General features: G+C 52.1%; 13 protein-coding genes and 3 pseudogenes. 9 read left to right on the top strand and 7 right to left on the bottom strand.

Annotated elements, in window-relative coordinates; translation table 11 throughout:
* Positions 1-11 precede the first annotated feature (11 nt).
* The 4 genes from FYJ78_RS08150 to FYJ78_RS08135 all read left to right on the top strand — a co-directional run bounded on the left by FYJ78_RS08150 (position 12) and on the right by FYJ78_RS08135 (position 2542).
* Complete coding sequence (locus FYJ78_RS08150; protein WP_154620920.1) at positions 12-950, top strand: NAD-dependent epimerase/dehydratase family protein; 939 nt, start codon at positions 12-14, stop codon at positions 948-950.
* Positions 951-1148: 198 nt separating this feature from the next.
* Positions 1149-1589: a 50S ribosomal protein L13 gene (rplM, locus tag FYJ78_RS08145; protein WP_154620919.1), complete on the top strand. Its 441-nt coding sequence runs from the start codon at positions 1149-1151 to the stop codon at positions 1587-1589.
* Positions 1590-1613: 24 nt separating this feature from the next.
* Entirely contained in the window at positions 1614-2006 is a 393-nt protein-coding gene (gene rpsI, locus FYJ78_RS08140; protein WP_154620918.1) for a 30S ribosomal protein S9, read from the top strand.
* Between the two features lie 338 nt (positions 2007-2344).
* Positions 2345-2542, top strand: coding sequence for a hypothetical protein (locus FYJ78_RS08135; protein WP_195847929.1), 198 nt, complete (start codon positions 2345-2347; stop codon positions 2540-2542).
* 43 nt (positions 2543-2585) lie between these two features.
* Here FYJ78_RS08135 and FYJ78_RS08130 read toward each other — a convergent pair whose 3' ends face one another.
* Positions 2586-3005 (bottom strand): transposase, encoded by a 420-nt coding sequence (locus FYJ78_RS08130; RefSeq protein ID WP_235899953.1) that lies wholly within the window; start codon positions 3003-3005, stop codon positions 2586-2588.
* A gap of 3 nt (positions 3006-3008) precedes the next feature.
* Between FYJ78_RS08130 and FYJ78_RS08125 the strand changes: the two are divergent.
* Positions 3009-4623, top strand: a pseudogene (locus FYJ78_RS08125) (ribonucleoside-diphosphate reductase subunit alpha).
* Between the two features lie 84 nt (positions 4624-4707).
* Here FYJ78_RS08125 and FYJ78_RS08120 read toward each other — a convergent pair.
* Genes FYJ78_RS08120 through FYJ78_RS08105 form a run of 4 tightly spaced genes read right to left on the bottom strand, consistent with a single transcriptional unit; the run spans position 4708 to position 8124 of the window.
* Complete coding sequence (locus FYJ78_RS08120; protein ID WP_154620916.1) at positions 4708-5343, bottom strand: HAD family hydrolase; 636 nt, start codon at positions 5341-5343, stop codon at positions 4708-4710.
* Positions 5340-6722 (bottom strand): PTS transporter subunit EIIC, encoded by a 1383-nt coding sequence (locus FYJ78_RS08115; RefSeq protein ID WP_154620915.1) that lies wholly within the window; start codon positions 6720-6722, stop codon positions 5340-5342. The genes FYJ78_RS08120 and FYJ78_RS08115 overlap by 4 nt, the downstream gene beginning before the upstream one ends.
* Before the next feature lie 44 nt (positions 6723-6766).
* A complete protein-coding gene (locus tag FYJ78_RS08110) occupies positions 6767-7624 on the bottom strand; it encodes a PRD domain-containing protein (protein ID WP_154620914.1) in 858 nt (285 codons plus the stop codon).
* Positions 7621-8124: a PTS sugar transporter subunit IIA gene (locus FYJ78_RS08105; RefSeq protein WP_154620913.1), complete on the bottom strand. Its 504-nt coding sequence runs from the start codon at positions 8122-8124 to the stop codon at positions 7621-7623. The genes FYJ78_RS08110 and FYJ78_RS08105 overlap by 4 nt, the downstream gene beginning before the upstream one ends.
* A gap of 314 nt (positions 8125-8438) precedes the next feature.
* Between FYJ78_RS08105 and FYJ78_RS13170 the strand changes: the two are divergent.
* Both FYJ78_RS13170 and FYJ78_RS13165 read left to right on the top strand, forming a co-directional pair.
* A pseudogene (locus FYJ78_RS13170) lies at positions 8439-8738 on the top strand (IS3 family transposase); the annotation flags it as partial.
* Positions 8739-8747: 9 nt separating this feature from the next.
* Positions 8748-9041, top strand: a pseudogene (locus FYJ78_RS13165) (transposase); the annotation flags it as partial.
* 168 nt (positions 9042-9209) lie between these two features.
* On the opposite strand, the gene FYJ78_RS08095 reads toward FYJ78_RS13165, so the two are convergent.
* Both FYJ78_RS08095 and FYJ78_RS08090 read right to left on the bottom strand, forming a co-directional pair.
* Entirely contained in the window at positions 9210-9560 is a 351-nt protein-coding gene (locus tag FYJ78_RS08095; protein ID WP_154620912.1) for a hypothetical protein, read from the bottom strand.
* A gap of 104 nt (positions 9561-9664) precedes the next feature.
* Positions 9665-10075, bottom strand: a complete 411-nt coding sequence (locus tag FYJ78_RS08090) for a hemerythrin domain-containing protein (protein ID WP_154620911.1) — start codon at positions 10073-10075, stop codon at positions 9665-9667.
* Between the two features lie 285 nt (positions 10076-10360).
* On the opposite strand from FYJ78_RS08090, the gene FYJ78_RS08085 reads away from it, so the two are divergent.
* Positions 10361-12163 (top strand): methyl-accepting chemotaxis protein, encoded by a 1803-nt coding sequence (locus FYJ78_RS08085; RefSeq protein WP_195847928.1) that lies wholly within the window; start codon positions 10361-10363, stop codon positions 12161-12163.
* A gap of 1006 nt (positions 12164-13169) precedes the next feature.
* The gene (locus FYJ78_RS08080) at positions 13170-13814 is read left to right on the top strand and encodes an NAD(P)H-binding protein (RefSeq protein ID WP_154620909.1); all 645 of its coding nucleotides are present in this window, start codon (positions 13170-13172) and stop codon (positions 13812-13814) included.
* The last annotated feature ends 47 nt before the right edge of the window (positions 13815-13861 follow it).

Here is a 13861-nt window from a genome sequence, read left to right as displayed (position 1 = left end):
GAGGAAATAAAATGAAGCTTTTAGTGACTGGCGGAGCCGGGTTTATCGGGTCGCATTTGGTTCGGAAATTATTGGCCGATGGACAAAAGGTAACGGTTTTGGATAATGTGAGTACAGGGGACTGGTCTAATCTCCCTGCTGGATGTGACCGATGGGAGATGGATATCCGGTCGGAGGAGGCGCGGGAACGGATTATCGCAGCTGGTTTCGATGCGATGGTTCATCTGGCTGGACAGACGATGGTCAATGTTTCGATTGATGATCCGCTGTTCGATGCGACGGAGAATGTGGTTGGAACCGTGAACCTTTTGGAAGCGGCACGCAAAGGCGGAATCCGGCGTATCGTATTTGCCTCGACCGCAGCCGCGTATGGCGATGTTCCCGAGAATGCTTTGCCGATAAGGGAAGAGCGGCTGCCGGCGCCAATGTCATTTTACGGGCTGACTAAAGTGACAGTGGAACGGTATCTGAAGCTTTATCAGGAACAGTTTGGTCTGGACTATGTGGTATTGCGCTTTGCCAACGTTTACGGAGAACGGCAGGGAGACCGCGGCGAAGGCGGCGTTATAAGCATCTTTGCCCGGAAGGTGGCCGGCGGAGGGACGCTGTCGGTTTACGGCGATGGACATCAGACACGGGATTTCATCTATGCCGGAGATATTGCAGCGGGAATCTGCGCGGCCCTGACCACTCCGGCCGCCAATACCGTGTATAATCTTAGCACGCAGACGGAAACCAGCCTGCTGGACCTGATTCAGATCTTCGGCCGGATCACGGGACGGAAGATCAAGACGAATTTCTGCCCGGCAAGAGCCGGAGATATCTGCCGCTCCGTACTGTGCAATGAAAAGGCGCGCCAGGCACTGAAATGGCAGCCGGTTACCAGTTTGGAGCAGGGGTTGAAGAATACGCTCGGATATATTGAAGCAGATCAGCGCGGTCTGCAGTGACGTTCGGGCTGAGACTATTGTCATTTTTGACGGAAAAAATAGAGGAAAATCTCGTAAATTGCTTGACTTGACGGCCGTTTATGGGTAGAATAGTTCTATGTGATGTTACGGGTCCAGGTTTCCATTAGCCCCGGAGGCTGGCCGCGAGAACGTCATGTACCGATGGAATCAGATTTGAAATCATAGGGGGGAAATCGCATGAAGACAACGTTTATGGCAAATGCATCCAATATCGAGCGCAAATGGTATGTTGTAGACGCTGAAGGCCAGACTGTCGGCCGCCTCGCAGCTGAAGTCGCAAAAGTTCTTCGCGGTAAAAATAAACCGACCTTTACTCCGCACGTTGATACGGGTGATTACGTCATCGTCATCAATGCTGAGAAAGTGAAATTTACGGGTAAGAAACTTACGGATAAGACGTATTTCCGTCATTCCGGTTATCAGGGCGGCACGACGTTCACAAGTGCCGGATTGATGCTGGAGAAGTTCCCGGAGCGCGTGATTGAGCATGCGGTCAAAGGCATGCTGCCGCACAACCGCCTTGGTGCGCAGATGTACCGCAAGCTCAGCGTTTACGCTGGACCGGAGCATCCGCACGCAGCTCAGAAGCCGGAAAAGCTTGAGCTGAACATTCGCTAATCTGGAAAGGGAGGAACATTCTACATGGCACAAGTAAGCTACTACGGCACTGGCCGCAGAAAATCTTCCGTTGCCCGTGTTCGTCTGGTTCCAGGCGAAGGCAAAGTCACGATCAATGGTCGCGACATGGAAGAGTATTTTGGTCTGAAAACTCTTGAGCTGATCGTTCGTCAGCCTCTCAATCTTACGGAGACCGTCGACAAGTACGATGTCATCGCTAATGTTGCTGGCGGCGGCGTAACTGGTCAGGCCGGTGCAATCCGTCACGGGATTACCCGTGCGCTCATGGAGATGGACGCTGATCTTCGTCCGGCTTTGAAGAAGGCCGGCTTCGTTACGCGTGATCCGCGCGAGAAAGAGCGCCGCAAATACGGCCTCAAGAAAGCCCGCAAGGCTTCCCAGTTCTCGAAACGTTAAGTTTCAGAGTATCAAAGCAAGTTACAAAAAGTCCGTCAGCTCAGTGCTGGCGGGCTTTTTCAGTTCTCTTTCTTTTCGAAAAAGCGTCTTAGTGTATGAAATAGTGTATTAAAATCGATATACAAGTTACATACAAGTTACAAAAAAGAACAGCTAAATTTTGTCGATGGCGTCGATAAGCTGCGCGTAAGGCGCAAACAAGCAGTCTTTCGTGGAACTGGCTAACAGAGCGTGGAGTGATAGCAAGGCTCAAGGCTGCGTGTTGTTTACTCTGTCAAAGAAAATATCATGGGTTCATTAACGATATGACGCCGGGCGCTACCCGCAAAGTTCGTAGTGTGCTGGAAGCAGTGGGGAATCCATTCGGCGCGGGCAAGGGCTTTATGTCGATGAAAAAACTCATGGAGTCGCTGGCCCGCAATCCGTATACGAAGGCCAAGGCTGAGGAGACGAGTAACGGCGCGATGCGGTATAAGATCAATGGCAATCGCGTTCCGAAGGCGGCGTATAAGTATTACCAGTACTTAAAGAGGTAGTGTCGATCCTTATGTGTAAACTTTTATAGTGCAGGCCGAAAACTCAATCCGCGAACATCTCCAATAATTCCGAATATGCTTCCTGAAATCCGCGATGAGCTTTCCCAGAGAACCGTCGGTTGTAATCGCAGTAGACCATGCAGGCGAATCGTTCCAGCGAATCCTCATTGGGGAATTGCTCCTTGAGCTTTGCCTTGTGACGAAATCCCTTGTTGTTGTTCTCAATGAGGTTTGACGTGTAGATTGTCTGCTGGATGCTCTTCGGGAACTCGTAAAACGAAAAGAGGCTGGCCTCATTCTGAAAAAGCTTATGAAGTCGCTTGTACTTTCTTCCATACGAGTTGAGGAAGGTTGACAGCTCTTGCCGTGCAAGTGTAGCATTCTCCTGCCGGCAAACGCGCTTAAGCGCATCCAGGACGGCCTTCCGGTCGGAAGGTCGCACCAGGCGGCTTACCGCACGCATAAGATGAACCTCGGCATCGCACTGCATCTCGCGATGCTCGAGGAGCCTTCGGTGCGCATGGACTGGGTACGCCGCTTCTACGACATGCTGAGCCTGCAGCAGGTCACGATGGCGACGCCGACACTCGCCAACGCGAGAAAGCCGTATCACCAGCTCTCGAGCCGCTTCATCGACACGGTGCCGGACTCTCTCGACGGCATCTACCGCAGCCTCGACTCGTTTGTCAAGGTCAGCAAGTGGGGCGGCGGCATGGGCCTCTACTTCGGCAAGGTCCGCGCGACAGGCGCGGCCATCCGCGACTTCGAGGGCGCGGCGGGCGGTGTCATCCGCTGGATCCGCCTCGTCAATGACACGGCTGTGGCCGTCGACCAGCTCGGCGTGCGCCAGGGGGCCTGCGCTGTCTACCTCGATGCCTGGCACAAGGACCTGCCGGAGTTCCTGCAGCTGCGCACCAACAATGGCGACGACCGCATGAAGGCGCATGACATCTTCCCGGCCGTCTGCTACCCGGACCTCTTCTGGAAACTCGCGAAGGAGGATCTCGACGCGCCGTGGTTCCTCATGGACCCGCACGAGATCGAGATGGTCATGGGATACGCGCTCGAGGACTTCTGGGGTGAGGAGTGGGAGAAGCGCTACCGCGCCTGTGTCGCCGAGCCGCGCATCGACAAGCGCGTGATCTCGGTCAAGGAGATCGTCCGCCTGATCCTGAAGTCCGTCGTCGAGATGGGCACGCCGTTTACCTTCTACCGCGACACGGTCAACCGCCTCAACCCCAATCCGCAAGCCGGCATGATCTACTGCTCGAATCTCTGCACGGAGATCGCGCAGAACATGTCGGCTGTCGAGTCGGTTCGCACGGAAATCAAGACGGAGGCGGGCGACACGGTCGTGCAGGTCACGACGCGGCCGGGCGATTTCATCGTCTGCAATCTCGCGAGCCTCAATCTCGGCCGCATCGACGTGACGTCGCACGAGGAGCTGCGCTCTGTCGTGCGCACGGCGGTGCGCGCGCTCGACAATGTCATCGATCTCAATGAGGCGCCGCTCGCCTACGCGCGCCTGACGAATGCGAAGTACAGGAGCATCGGCCTTGGCGTCTCGGGCTACCACCACATGCTCGCCAGGAACGCCGTCCGTTGGGAGAGCGAGGAGCACCTCACCTTTCGACGACGTCTTCTCCCGCATCAACTACGCGGCCATCGAGGCGAGCAGCGACCTCGTGGCGGAGAAGGGCTCGTACGGCTGCTTTGCGGGCAGCGACTGGCAGACGGGTGACTACTTCAGGAAGCGCGGCTACGAGTCGGAAGCGTGGCAGGAACTCGCCACGAAGGTCCGCGCGCAGGGCATGCGCCAGGAAATCGCTTGGGGCAAGTACGCCATCGGCAACGAGGTCGAGGGCCTCAACGAGATGATGATCGAGGACTACGTGCGCTACCTCGGCAATGCGCGCGCGGAGAGCATCGGCCTCGGCGCGCTCTACGAGGGCTATGAGGAAGAGCCGTCCTCGATGCGCTGGGTCAGTCAGTACGCCAACCCGAACTTCATCAAGACGGACTTCATCGAGGGCCGCAGCACGGCCTACGCCAAGAGCACGGCACTTGTTGATGACCTTTGACGGATCTATATCCTGTACGAATATATATACAAAAAGCACGCCATATGGCGTGCTTTTTGCTATATGAAGGGGACAGGGGCGAAGTTAGACAAGGATTTCTGAGAAATGTTCGACGATACGGTCAGCTTGACTGAGATCCTGCTGGCCGGAATGAGGGTTGTGGAAAGCGATGCAGGTTATGCCAGCAGCCTTGGCAGCAGCGATGCCGGCTGTGGCATCTTCCACGACTGTGCAGTCACATGGTGGTATGCCCAGCCCTTCGGCTGCTTTCAGGTAGATATCAGGGTATGGCTTGCTGTGCGGCAGTTCTGCACCGCTGACGATGGTATCGAAGTAGGACCGGATGCCAAAGCGGCTCAGTACCATCTCGATGATATTGCGTCCAGATGAGGAGGCCAATCCAATGCGGAACTTCTTGCTGCGCAGGTGCCGTAAAAGCTCGGTTACTCCGGTGATGGGCTGAATGGAAGGATCGTGTATCAGCCGGTCGATATAGCGCTGGTGCTTGAAGGAGGCGAGTTCTTGCCAGGTGAGTCCTGCTTGGGGATGCGCAAGCAGCGCCTCAGTAAAGAGATCCTTGCTCGTACGGCCGGCAAAGGACGGCAGCTTCTCCGGGGGGAATGGTATGCCGAAATGACGGAATGTCTCGAGCTTTACTTCGATGTGCAGTGGTTCGCTGTCAATGAGGACCCCGTCCATATCGAATATGAATGCTTTCATGCTTGTTCCTCCTTGTTTTCTTCAGGATCTTCGAAGCCAATCATGATGGTGGCAATGAACGTGGCGATGGAGGCAATCACGAGGGTGATGAGTGCTTGCAGGATAAAGTTTTCGTCTTCACCAATCCACATAGCCATGCTCAGGAGTCCTGGCGTGACATAGATGAAGGCCTTGAGCTTTACAAAACCGGCAAAGAGTGCGGCGATGCCACTGCCAATCATGCAGCCGTACATTGGGCGCTTGAGCTTGAGGTTGACACCGTACATGGCAGGTTCTGTGATGCCGCCGAGATAAGCGGTCATGCTGGAGGAGAAGGCAAGGGATTTCAGAGCCTTGTTCTTCGTCTTCCAAGCAACAGCCAGGGCGGCTGCCGCCTGAGACATGTTGGAGCAGAGTGCAACCACGCGGATAACGGGGTCAAACCCCTGCTGAGCCACGAGCATGATACTGATCGGGCTCAGGGCCTTATGCAGTCCGACGGAAACGAGCCAGGGGTAGAGAGCCGCCAAGATGGCCAGTGCAACAGCGCCGAGGGTTCCGTAGATGAACATGCTGCCATCGGCGATGGCCTGCGAGAGCAAATTGCCGAGCGGACCGATGCAGACGAGAGCCAATGGCACGCTGATGAGGGCGATGAGCATGGGCTCAAGGAAAACTTTGACCATACCCGGCACAATCTTCTTGACGCCTTTTTCGATATAAGACATGATCCAGACGGATAACAGGACCGGGATCAAGGTAGAAGAATATTTGGCCAGCAGGACTGGTACACCGAGGAAGTCAATGGGGGCCCCTTTGGCAACGAGCCCTGTCCAGGTCGGGTGAACCATGGCCAGGCCGATAAAGCCGCCCATGAAAGCATTGCAGCCGAACATCTTGGCTGCGGAGAACCCGATGAAGGCTGGCATGAAGTAAAATCCTGTATCGAAAATCATATTGAGCAGGATGTAGGAAGAGGAGGCTTTAGTGAGCAGCCCGCTCATGACGAGGACGAGCAGCAGAACCTTGCCCATGCCGCAGCCGGCCAGTAAGGGGACGACCGGGGCGATGGAACCGGTGATCGCGCCGAGGATGGCATTGACGATGCCTTTTTTCTTGGCAGGAACTGCCTGCTTTGGAGCCTGGTCCTTTTGCAACTGCGGATATTTCTGTATCAGGGCATCGTAAACGAGATCCACATCATTGCCGATAACCAGCTGATATTGGCCGCCTTTCTTCACTAAGGACAGAACACCGGGAATGCTTTGTGCTTTAGCATCATCGGCTTTTTTTTCGTCGCGCAGCGAGAAACGCAGTCGGGTGGAGCAGTGAACGACGGAACAGATATTGTCGGCACCGCCGACGGCATCTACGATTTGATTGATCATTTTTGCATTCATGAAATTTCCTCCTTCTTGAGTGCCATGATGCAGGGATTTTGCTTTTAGGAATAAATCAAATTGATGATATGGAGCAGAAGATAGCCCTGCTCACCATCTGTGATGGTTTTGCCGGTTTTTTCCTTTACATAATGGTTGATGGTTTTTACGCAGCGGTAGGCATCACTGTATTGTGTCTTGCCGAGCTTATAAAAATAATTGCTGTTGTCTTCGATTTTTTCGACGGTGAGCAGGGTCCTCGTAAAGATTTGCAGATGGCGGACCAGACGCTGATAAAGCAGCGGCTTAGCTTCAATCTTATCGGGAAATGCCTGGCGAATGATGGTGAGGATGTCCCGGACCATACGTGTCGCTTTCACGGTTACCATCATCTGTTGATTGACGCTGGCGTTGACGATGTGGAGGGTGATGAAGCCAACTTCGTCATCGGATATCGTCACCTGCAGATACCGCCGGATGATACCTACTGCCAGACGGGCCAGCCGATATTCCTGCGGATAGAATTGCTTGATTTCCGGCAACAGGGGATTGCGGCAGAGGAGGCCCTGCTTTTCTCGTTCGAGGGAAACGCTGATGTGATCGGTCAACGTCAGATAAATGCTTTCATTGAGCGTTAGATTTGACGTTGCATGAATTTCTTGTATGAGTTCTTCCACGATTTCCAGGTAGACAGAAGGGATATCGCTGAGGATTGCCTGTAGTTTGGATTGGATGGATTTGTCCCGCAGGATGAAGAGTTTTTCGATGCGGTCTTTTTCAATGGTATCGCCGACATGACGGCTGAATGCCAGGCCTTTACCGATGGCGATGATTTCTTCGTTCTTATCGTCATGAGCCAAGATGACATTGTTGTTGTAGATTCGTTCAATTTTCACAATGGCATCCTTCCCTTCTATAATCAAAACTTCATTATCTCGTCAAGTGCCTGGACACTGCCTTCCGCCAGTGGTGTCAGGTGAATATCCCGGGGATTCATGACGATGATCATGATGGTGGGATCGTAATCGGCTTTCCGGATGGCTACCGGGTCAAAGCGCAGGAGAGGATCACCGGCTGTAACCTTTTGGCCTTGCTGAGCGATAGTCTCGAATCCTTGCCCGTTGAGTTCAACCGTATCGATACCGACATGGATCAGGATTTCCAGTCCGTTATCACTCTTGAGCGTGAGGGCGTGACCGGTCGGGAATGTTCCGGCGACTGAGCCACTGACCGGTGCATAGAGGATATTACCTTCAGGTACGATGGCAAAGCCGTCGCCCATGCTCTTACTGGCAAAGGCAGGATCGGATACCTTAGCGAGTGGCAGGTATGTTCCTTGTGTGGGAGCATAAAGGATGTTGTCCTTGAAAATTCGCGGCCGCAAGGCCGGAGTCTTTTTCTTGAATAGATTGTGCCAGTTCATAATGCGTACCTCCAGCTTTCAGACATAATAAAAAGCAGGCATAACAAGATCGGCGGACGAAGTCCGTCTCAATCGCGGTTATGCCTGCTTTGCAGTAACATTCCTTGTATCTATAACAAGAATATCATTTTTTAGCTACTTTGTCAATAATAAATTTTCAGATAATATAAATATATAAGCCATAAATGATAAAGTCCTGATATGCCACAAATAAAAATGTCCCGATTAGGGGGTGCGGAAAGAAACCTGGACACATATAGGGCTCAGAAAGGAGTCAATGATGTATTCAGAAGAACAGAGAACAAAGGCACTGCATGTTTTCCATCAGACAGGATCTGTTACAGATGTGGTACGTCGACTTGGTTATCGACGCCATGAAGGAGAAGTACCCGCTACCGATTCTGCTTCGAAGAATGAAACTGTCAAGGAGTAGTTACTACTATCAGATAAAGGCTTTTGTAGCAGAAGATAAATATGAATATCTGCGCCATGAAGTTGTTCGTATATTCCTTGAAAACAAAGCTCGATATGGATATCGCAGGATTCATGCAGAACTAAAAAAGACAGGGATAAAGGTCTCGGAGAAGGTCGTTCGCAGAGTGATGAAGGAAGAGGGTCTTGAGGATCGAAGATGTCACTACCGCTGGCCAGGTTGGATCGAGAGAATGAAGATAAACGGATATACCAGATCCATGTCACAGAAAGGGTGCTCTCCAGATAATGCTGCCTGTGAAGGTTTATTTGGACGAATAAAAAATGAGTTCTTCTACAATCAGGACTGGACGGGTGTGACCGTGGAGGAATTCTCACGTGAGTTAGATCAGTACCTTCATTGGTACAATGAAAAAAGAATCAAGAAATCGTTAGGATATTTAAGCCCTGTGGAGTACAGGCGATCTCTTGGATTGGTTGCCTAGGCTGTCCAAGAAAACGTCCGCACCCCCGCCTTCACTGCAGAAAATAGCTGCATACCCGATTCTACAAAAAGACGTGAAAGCCACCAGCTGCTTTCACGTCTTTTTCTGCCGCCCCTGGAGCACAAGCCATAAGCACAGCACGTGGGATAAATACTTCAAATAGAAATATTACTGATATCTTTCAGAGAGATAATTGGCAAGAGCCAACTGTACATTCTGAGGAATAGAACCGATATTATTTCCATAACTATCAATTCTATAAGCATAGAATCCTTTTCCCCACATCACACTTACAAGAATCGGATCAAAGCTATCTTCATAACCAAGTCTTCCATACCTGATTTGAGCATTAGCATGACCTACTCTATCATAATAAATAGAGCTGTCATTAATGTAAATGCCAAATCTGTCATCATCAGTGACAACATGACCTGCTTCTGCTGTCGGTGCAACAGATACACCAATAATAGAAGCAATCAAAGCAAATGCTACTACAAGATTCCTAAACAGTTTTTTCATTTTAATCTTCTCCTTTTTCTAAAAGCATAAACGTAGATATAAGGCACTCCATCAGAATGTGTGGGAAGAGTTAGTTCCCCACACATTCTGATGGAGTGCCTTTTTTAATCTTGAAGCAGCGGATAGAGCTGTGCATCCTCGCGGCCGAGGCGTTCCTGCAGCGCGGCAAGGACTTCCTTCGTCGCATCGAGGCAGGCGGCGGGATTCTGCCGGATCTTCGTCGGCGTCATCCATGCATCTTTATAGGAAAGGAATGCGCTGGCGAGATGCCCCATCTCCTCATCGAAGCGCGCGGCAGTCGTGCGGATATGCTCGTCTTCGCTGCGCGCGAGGCTCGGGTAGAGGAATTTGTCCTCCGCCGCAAGGTGGACGGTGAGGAGCCCTGCGAGCCGGGAAATCGCGCGGGAGGCTTCCTCGGCATTTGCGGCGAGCATGGACGCGGAGGTGAAGGCGGAAAGCTGTTTCAGCAGCGAATGGATGGATGTGTGATGATCGACAAGCAATTCAAGATACATGGTACGATACCTCCTTTTTACTGTAAGGACGGGCGCACAATGACCGCGACGCGGTCATTGTGTGTTGAGCTTGTTTCCATCATAATATGGTTGTCAACAGGAATCTGTAACGAGTGTTACAAAGAAGAGATGAATGGCTGCAAATAAAATTGTTGAAATTGTGGCACAAAAGAAGGAGAATCAATATTCAACGCGAATTATAAATTATATAAGAGAAACAGCAAGTCAAATAAAGAAGTCATGTACTCGAGAAACGGGAAGTCTCGAAATAAGGGGGAATGTGGGATGCTAAAGATTACTTCCATGAAAACGCGTTTGATGCTTGCCATCGGCGGCGTCTCGCTGATATCGACGCTTTGCATTGGTGCGTATTTCATTGTCAGTACGGTGCGCGATAATCACGCGCAGCTTGCCACGTACAGGACTGACCTCGAGGAAAGTGTGGGAAATCAGCTCAAGGGAGAGACAGAGGTCGCCTATGGGATCCTCGACGAGTATTACAAGAAGCAGCAGGCAGGTGAACTCACGGAGGAACAGGCGAAGAAGGAGGCTGCCGACCGCGTGCGTGACCTGCGCTATGACGGCGGCAAGGGCTATTTCTGGATCGATACGGTGGATGGCAACAACGTCGTGCTGCTCGGCAGGAAGGATGTCGAGGGAACGAACCGTTTCAACGCAAAGGACATCAATGGGTATCCGTACATTCAGGAGATCAACAAGTCTGCGCAGCAGGAGGGCGGCGGCTTTACACGCTGGACGTTCCCAAAGCCGGGCGAGACGGAGCCTCTGCCGAAATACGGCTATTCTATCGAGTTCAAACCATATCATTGGGTGATTGGCACGGGCGTCTGGATTGATGAGATCGATGCGATCGTCGCGCAGAAAGAGGCGAAGCTCGCGGCGGATCTGCGCACGAGCGTCCTGGAGTCGCTCGGCGTGATCGTCTTGCTGCAAATCCTCCTCGTGCTCTTTTCACGCTATATTGGCGCGAACATCGCGCGGCCGATCGTACGGACGACGGAGCGGCTCGGCATCATGGGGACGGGAGACTTCCGCCTCGAGGGTGAGGCTGCTGCGGAGATGCAGGAGCTTGCCTCCCGCCCGGATGAGCTCGGCACGATGGCACAGGCCATGCAGGAGATGAATGAAAAAGTACGCGCGCTCATGCGCAATGTCGCGCAAACGGCGGAGTACCTCGCGGCGTCGTCTGAGGAACTCACATCCTCGGCCGAGCAAGCGGCGGATGTCAGCCAGTCAATCGCTGAGTCGATCGTCAAGGTCGCGGGCTCCTGCTCGGAGCAGTTCGACGATGTGCAGACGGCCAACGAGCATACAAAGAAGCTTACGCAGCACATGCAGGACTTTGAGGGACACATTGAAGAGACAGGCCATCAGGTTCAGCAGACGAGTGATGTCGCGACCGCGGGACGTCAGGATGTCGAAACGGCTGTGACAGGCATGCAGTCCATTCAGACGAATGTCAGCCACATCGCGGAACTCATTGAGGGTCTTGGGGAGAACTCCAAGCAAATCGGCGAGATCGTCGACACGATTGCCGGCATCGCCGAGCAGACAAATCTTCTCGCTCTCAATGCTGCCATTGAGGCGGCGCGCGCGGGAGAACATGGCCGCGGCTTCGCTGTGGTCGCCGATGAGGTGCGCAAGCTCGCTGAGCAGTCGCAGGAAGCGGCGAGTGAGATCTCAGAGCGCATCGGCCGCATCCAGTCTTCGACGCAGGAGGCTGTGGACGCCATGCATCAGGGACTCTCCGAAGTCATGGATGGGACAAAGACCGTGCAGGGCGCAGGCACTTCCTTCGAGGGCATTGCGAGCATGGTCGGCAAGGTGGCAGAGGCATCGCAGGCGATGCAGTCCTCCGTCGAGCGTCTGACGCAGAGCATCGGCCGCATCGATGCGGCAGTCGAGGAGATCAACACCAAGAGTCGTTCTGTGGCGGATGAGGCGCAGACCGTCTCGGCGGCGACGGAGGAGGAAACGGCCTCGATGCACGAGATCGCGGACGCGAGCCGCAAGCTCGCGGAGCAGGCGCAGAACTTGCAAAATTCCATCGCGGTGTTTAAGATATAAGCAGAATGGTTACAGATTACTGCTCGAAGGGAAAGGATGATATTCATGACGAAACAGGATCTGCTCGAGCATCGTCACGATCTCGGTTGCTGAAAAATCAGTTCCGGCATTCTCCTGTATGATAGGAGGGTGCCGGATTTTTTTTAGGCATCATCAGTTTGTGTGGAGAAATTCCCAGCCTGCTAAGCAGCTTCCTAATCCCATGGCAACCTTACATCCATGTAGGAGCAGCGGAGCATAATCATATCGATCATGTTGTCTATATTACGAAATCCGTAGGCCATGTAAACGGATAGCTTAATTTATTTTCATGTCATCTATAGCGGTATGCTTGACATTTAGGATTGATTTGAGTATCTTTTTGGTGAGCATACATTTCCCCCCGTACGGTGTGTTTTTTTAGCCGAAAATATCGTACAGGAAAATGTTGTAGGTTTGTCAATGATGTAAGACCGATAAAAGTTATCAATTACGAGGCATTCCCATAGATGTAATCCATAATATCGCCTTGGATTTTTTGGGCTTTTCCATTGCGATTCTTCTTCTGCGTGATATGAAACTTAATGAATGGCTGCGAATGTACTTTAGTGTATGGGTTCCCTATACGGGTGATTCAAACCGCTTGATGTCTAAGCGCGATAATATCATATTGCATATAGGAAACATAGCGTATAATCTGCCTAACAATAGATATGATAAAATGAATAAATATAAACTTACATATAAGAGCGGACATATACCTTTTGATGTCGCGAGAACGATGAGGAATGCGATTGGAAATAAAGCTATATGGTATACGATACCGCTTGAAAATGGAAGTTTTTTCACCTATACTCCAACAGGAGCGGAATTGAATGAATATGCAGAAGTATATGATGCATATATGGAGGAAGCTGATGCCATTAGGAATAGCTATGGACACTAAACCTCTTTTGGTGAACGTCGTGCTGAACGAGCTGGACAAGGCGCTGGAGCTGAACGATCAGCGAGCAGAAGGGAGTTTTGTATGAAAGCGATTGTGATTGGCGCTACCGGCGCTGTGGGAATGGAGCTGCTGGATGTGCTGATCCGGGATCCCCGTTATGAGCAGGTCCTTGCCTTTGCGCGGCGCGACCCCGGTATGAAAGCAGAGAAGCTTCGGTTTTATCGGGTAGATTTTGACCGTCCGGAAGAATGGCAGGAGATGGTTCGGGGGGATGTGCTTTTTTCCGCACTGGGAACCTCGAAGAAGCAGGCTGGTTCAAAGGAAGCGCAGTATCATATCGATTATGATTATCAAGTCGGGTTTGCGCGCATAGCCAGAGAGAACGGCGTGCCGCGAATGGTGCTTGTATCCTCGGTTGGTGCGAATTCATCTTCCCGCTGGTTTTATCTGCGTCTTAAGGGGCAGATTGAGGAGGATATTGCCTCTCTGCGTTTTGATGGATTGACGATTCTGCAGCCGCCGTCGCTGATCCGCAAGCATGCCAAACGCCGGATGGAAGTTCTTTCTGTAAAGTTTATTCAGTTGCTGAATCTTGCTGGCCTTGCCCGCAGTATGGCGCCGGTTTCGACGGAGACGGTTGCTTCCTGTATGGCGGAGACCGGTGCTGAGTCTTTTTGTGGTATTCGGCGTATTACCGGTCAGGAGATCCGCCGGATATCACGGTGAACGGGAACAAAAACAAAAACGAGAGCCGCTGTACCTTTTGATACAGA

The sequence above is a fragment of the Wylensekiella montiformis genome (assembly GCF_009697385.1).
GTDB lineage: Bacteria > Bacillota > Negativicutes > Selenomonadales > Selenomonadaceae > Selenomonas_A > Selenomonas_A montiformis.
Note: the sequence above shows the minus strand (reverse complement) of the source record. Positions and strands in the feature narration are given on the sequence as shown.

Excerpts from the sequence above, each read along its gene's own strand:
- FYJ78_RS08095 (WP_154620912.1), bottom strand. The coding sequence starts at position 9,560 with ATGAAAAAACTGTTTAGGAATCTTGTAGTAGCATTTGCTTTGATTGCT.
- FYJ78_RS08105 (WP_154620913.1), bottom strand. The coding sequence starts at position 8,124 with ATGAACTGGCACAATCTATTCAAGAAAAAGACTCCGGCCTTGCGGCCG.
- FYJ78_RS08090 (WP_154620911.1), bottom strand. The coding sequence starts at position 10,075 with ATGTATCTTGAATTGCTTGTCGATCATCACACATCCATCCATTCGCTG.
- FYJ78_RS08080 (WP_154620909.1), top strand. The coding sequence starts at position 13,170 with ATGAAAGCGATTGTGATTGGCGCTACCGGCGCTGTGGGAATGGAGCTG.
- FYJ78_RS08085 (WP_195847928.1), top strand. The coding sequence starts at position 10,361 with ATGCTAAAGATTACTTCCATGAAAACGCGTTTGATGCTTGCCATCGGC.
- rplM (WP_154620919.1), top strand. The coding sequence starts at position 1,149 with ATGAAGACAACGTTTATGGCAAATGCATCCAATATCGAGCGCAAATGG.
- FYJ78_RS08115 (WP_154620915.1), bottom strand. The coding sequence starts at position 6,722 with ATGAATGCAAAAATGATCAATCAAATCGTAGATGCCGTCGGCGGTGCC.
- FYJ78_RS08150 (WP_154620920.1), top strand. The coding sequence starts at position 12 with ATGAAGCTTTTAGTGACTGGCGGAGCCGGGTTTATCGGGTCGCATTTG.
- FYJ78_RS08120 (WP_154620916.1), bottom strand. The coding sequence starts at position 5,343 with ATGAAAGCATTCATATTCGATATGGACGGGGTCCTCATTGACAGCGAA.
- FYJ78_RS08130 (WP_235899953.1), bottom strand. The coding sequence starts at position 3,005 with ATGCGTGCGGTAAGCCGCCTGGTGCGACCTTCCGACCGGAAGGCCGTC.
- rpsI (WP_154620918.1), top strand. The coding sequence starts at position 1,614 with ATGGCACAAGTAAGCTACTACGGCACTGGCCGCAGAAAATCTTCCGTT.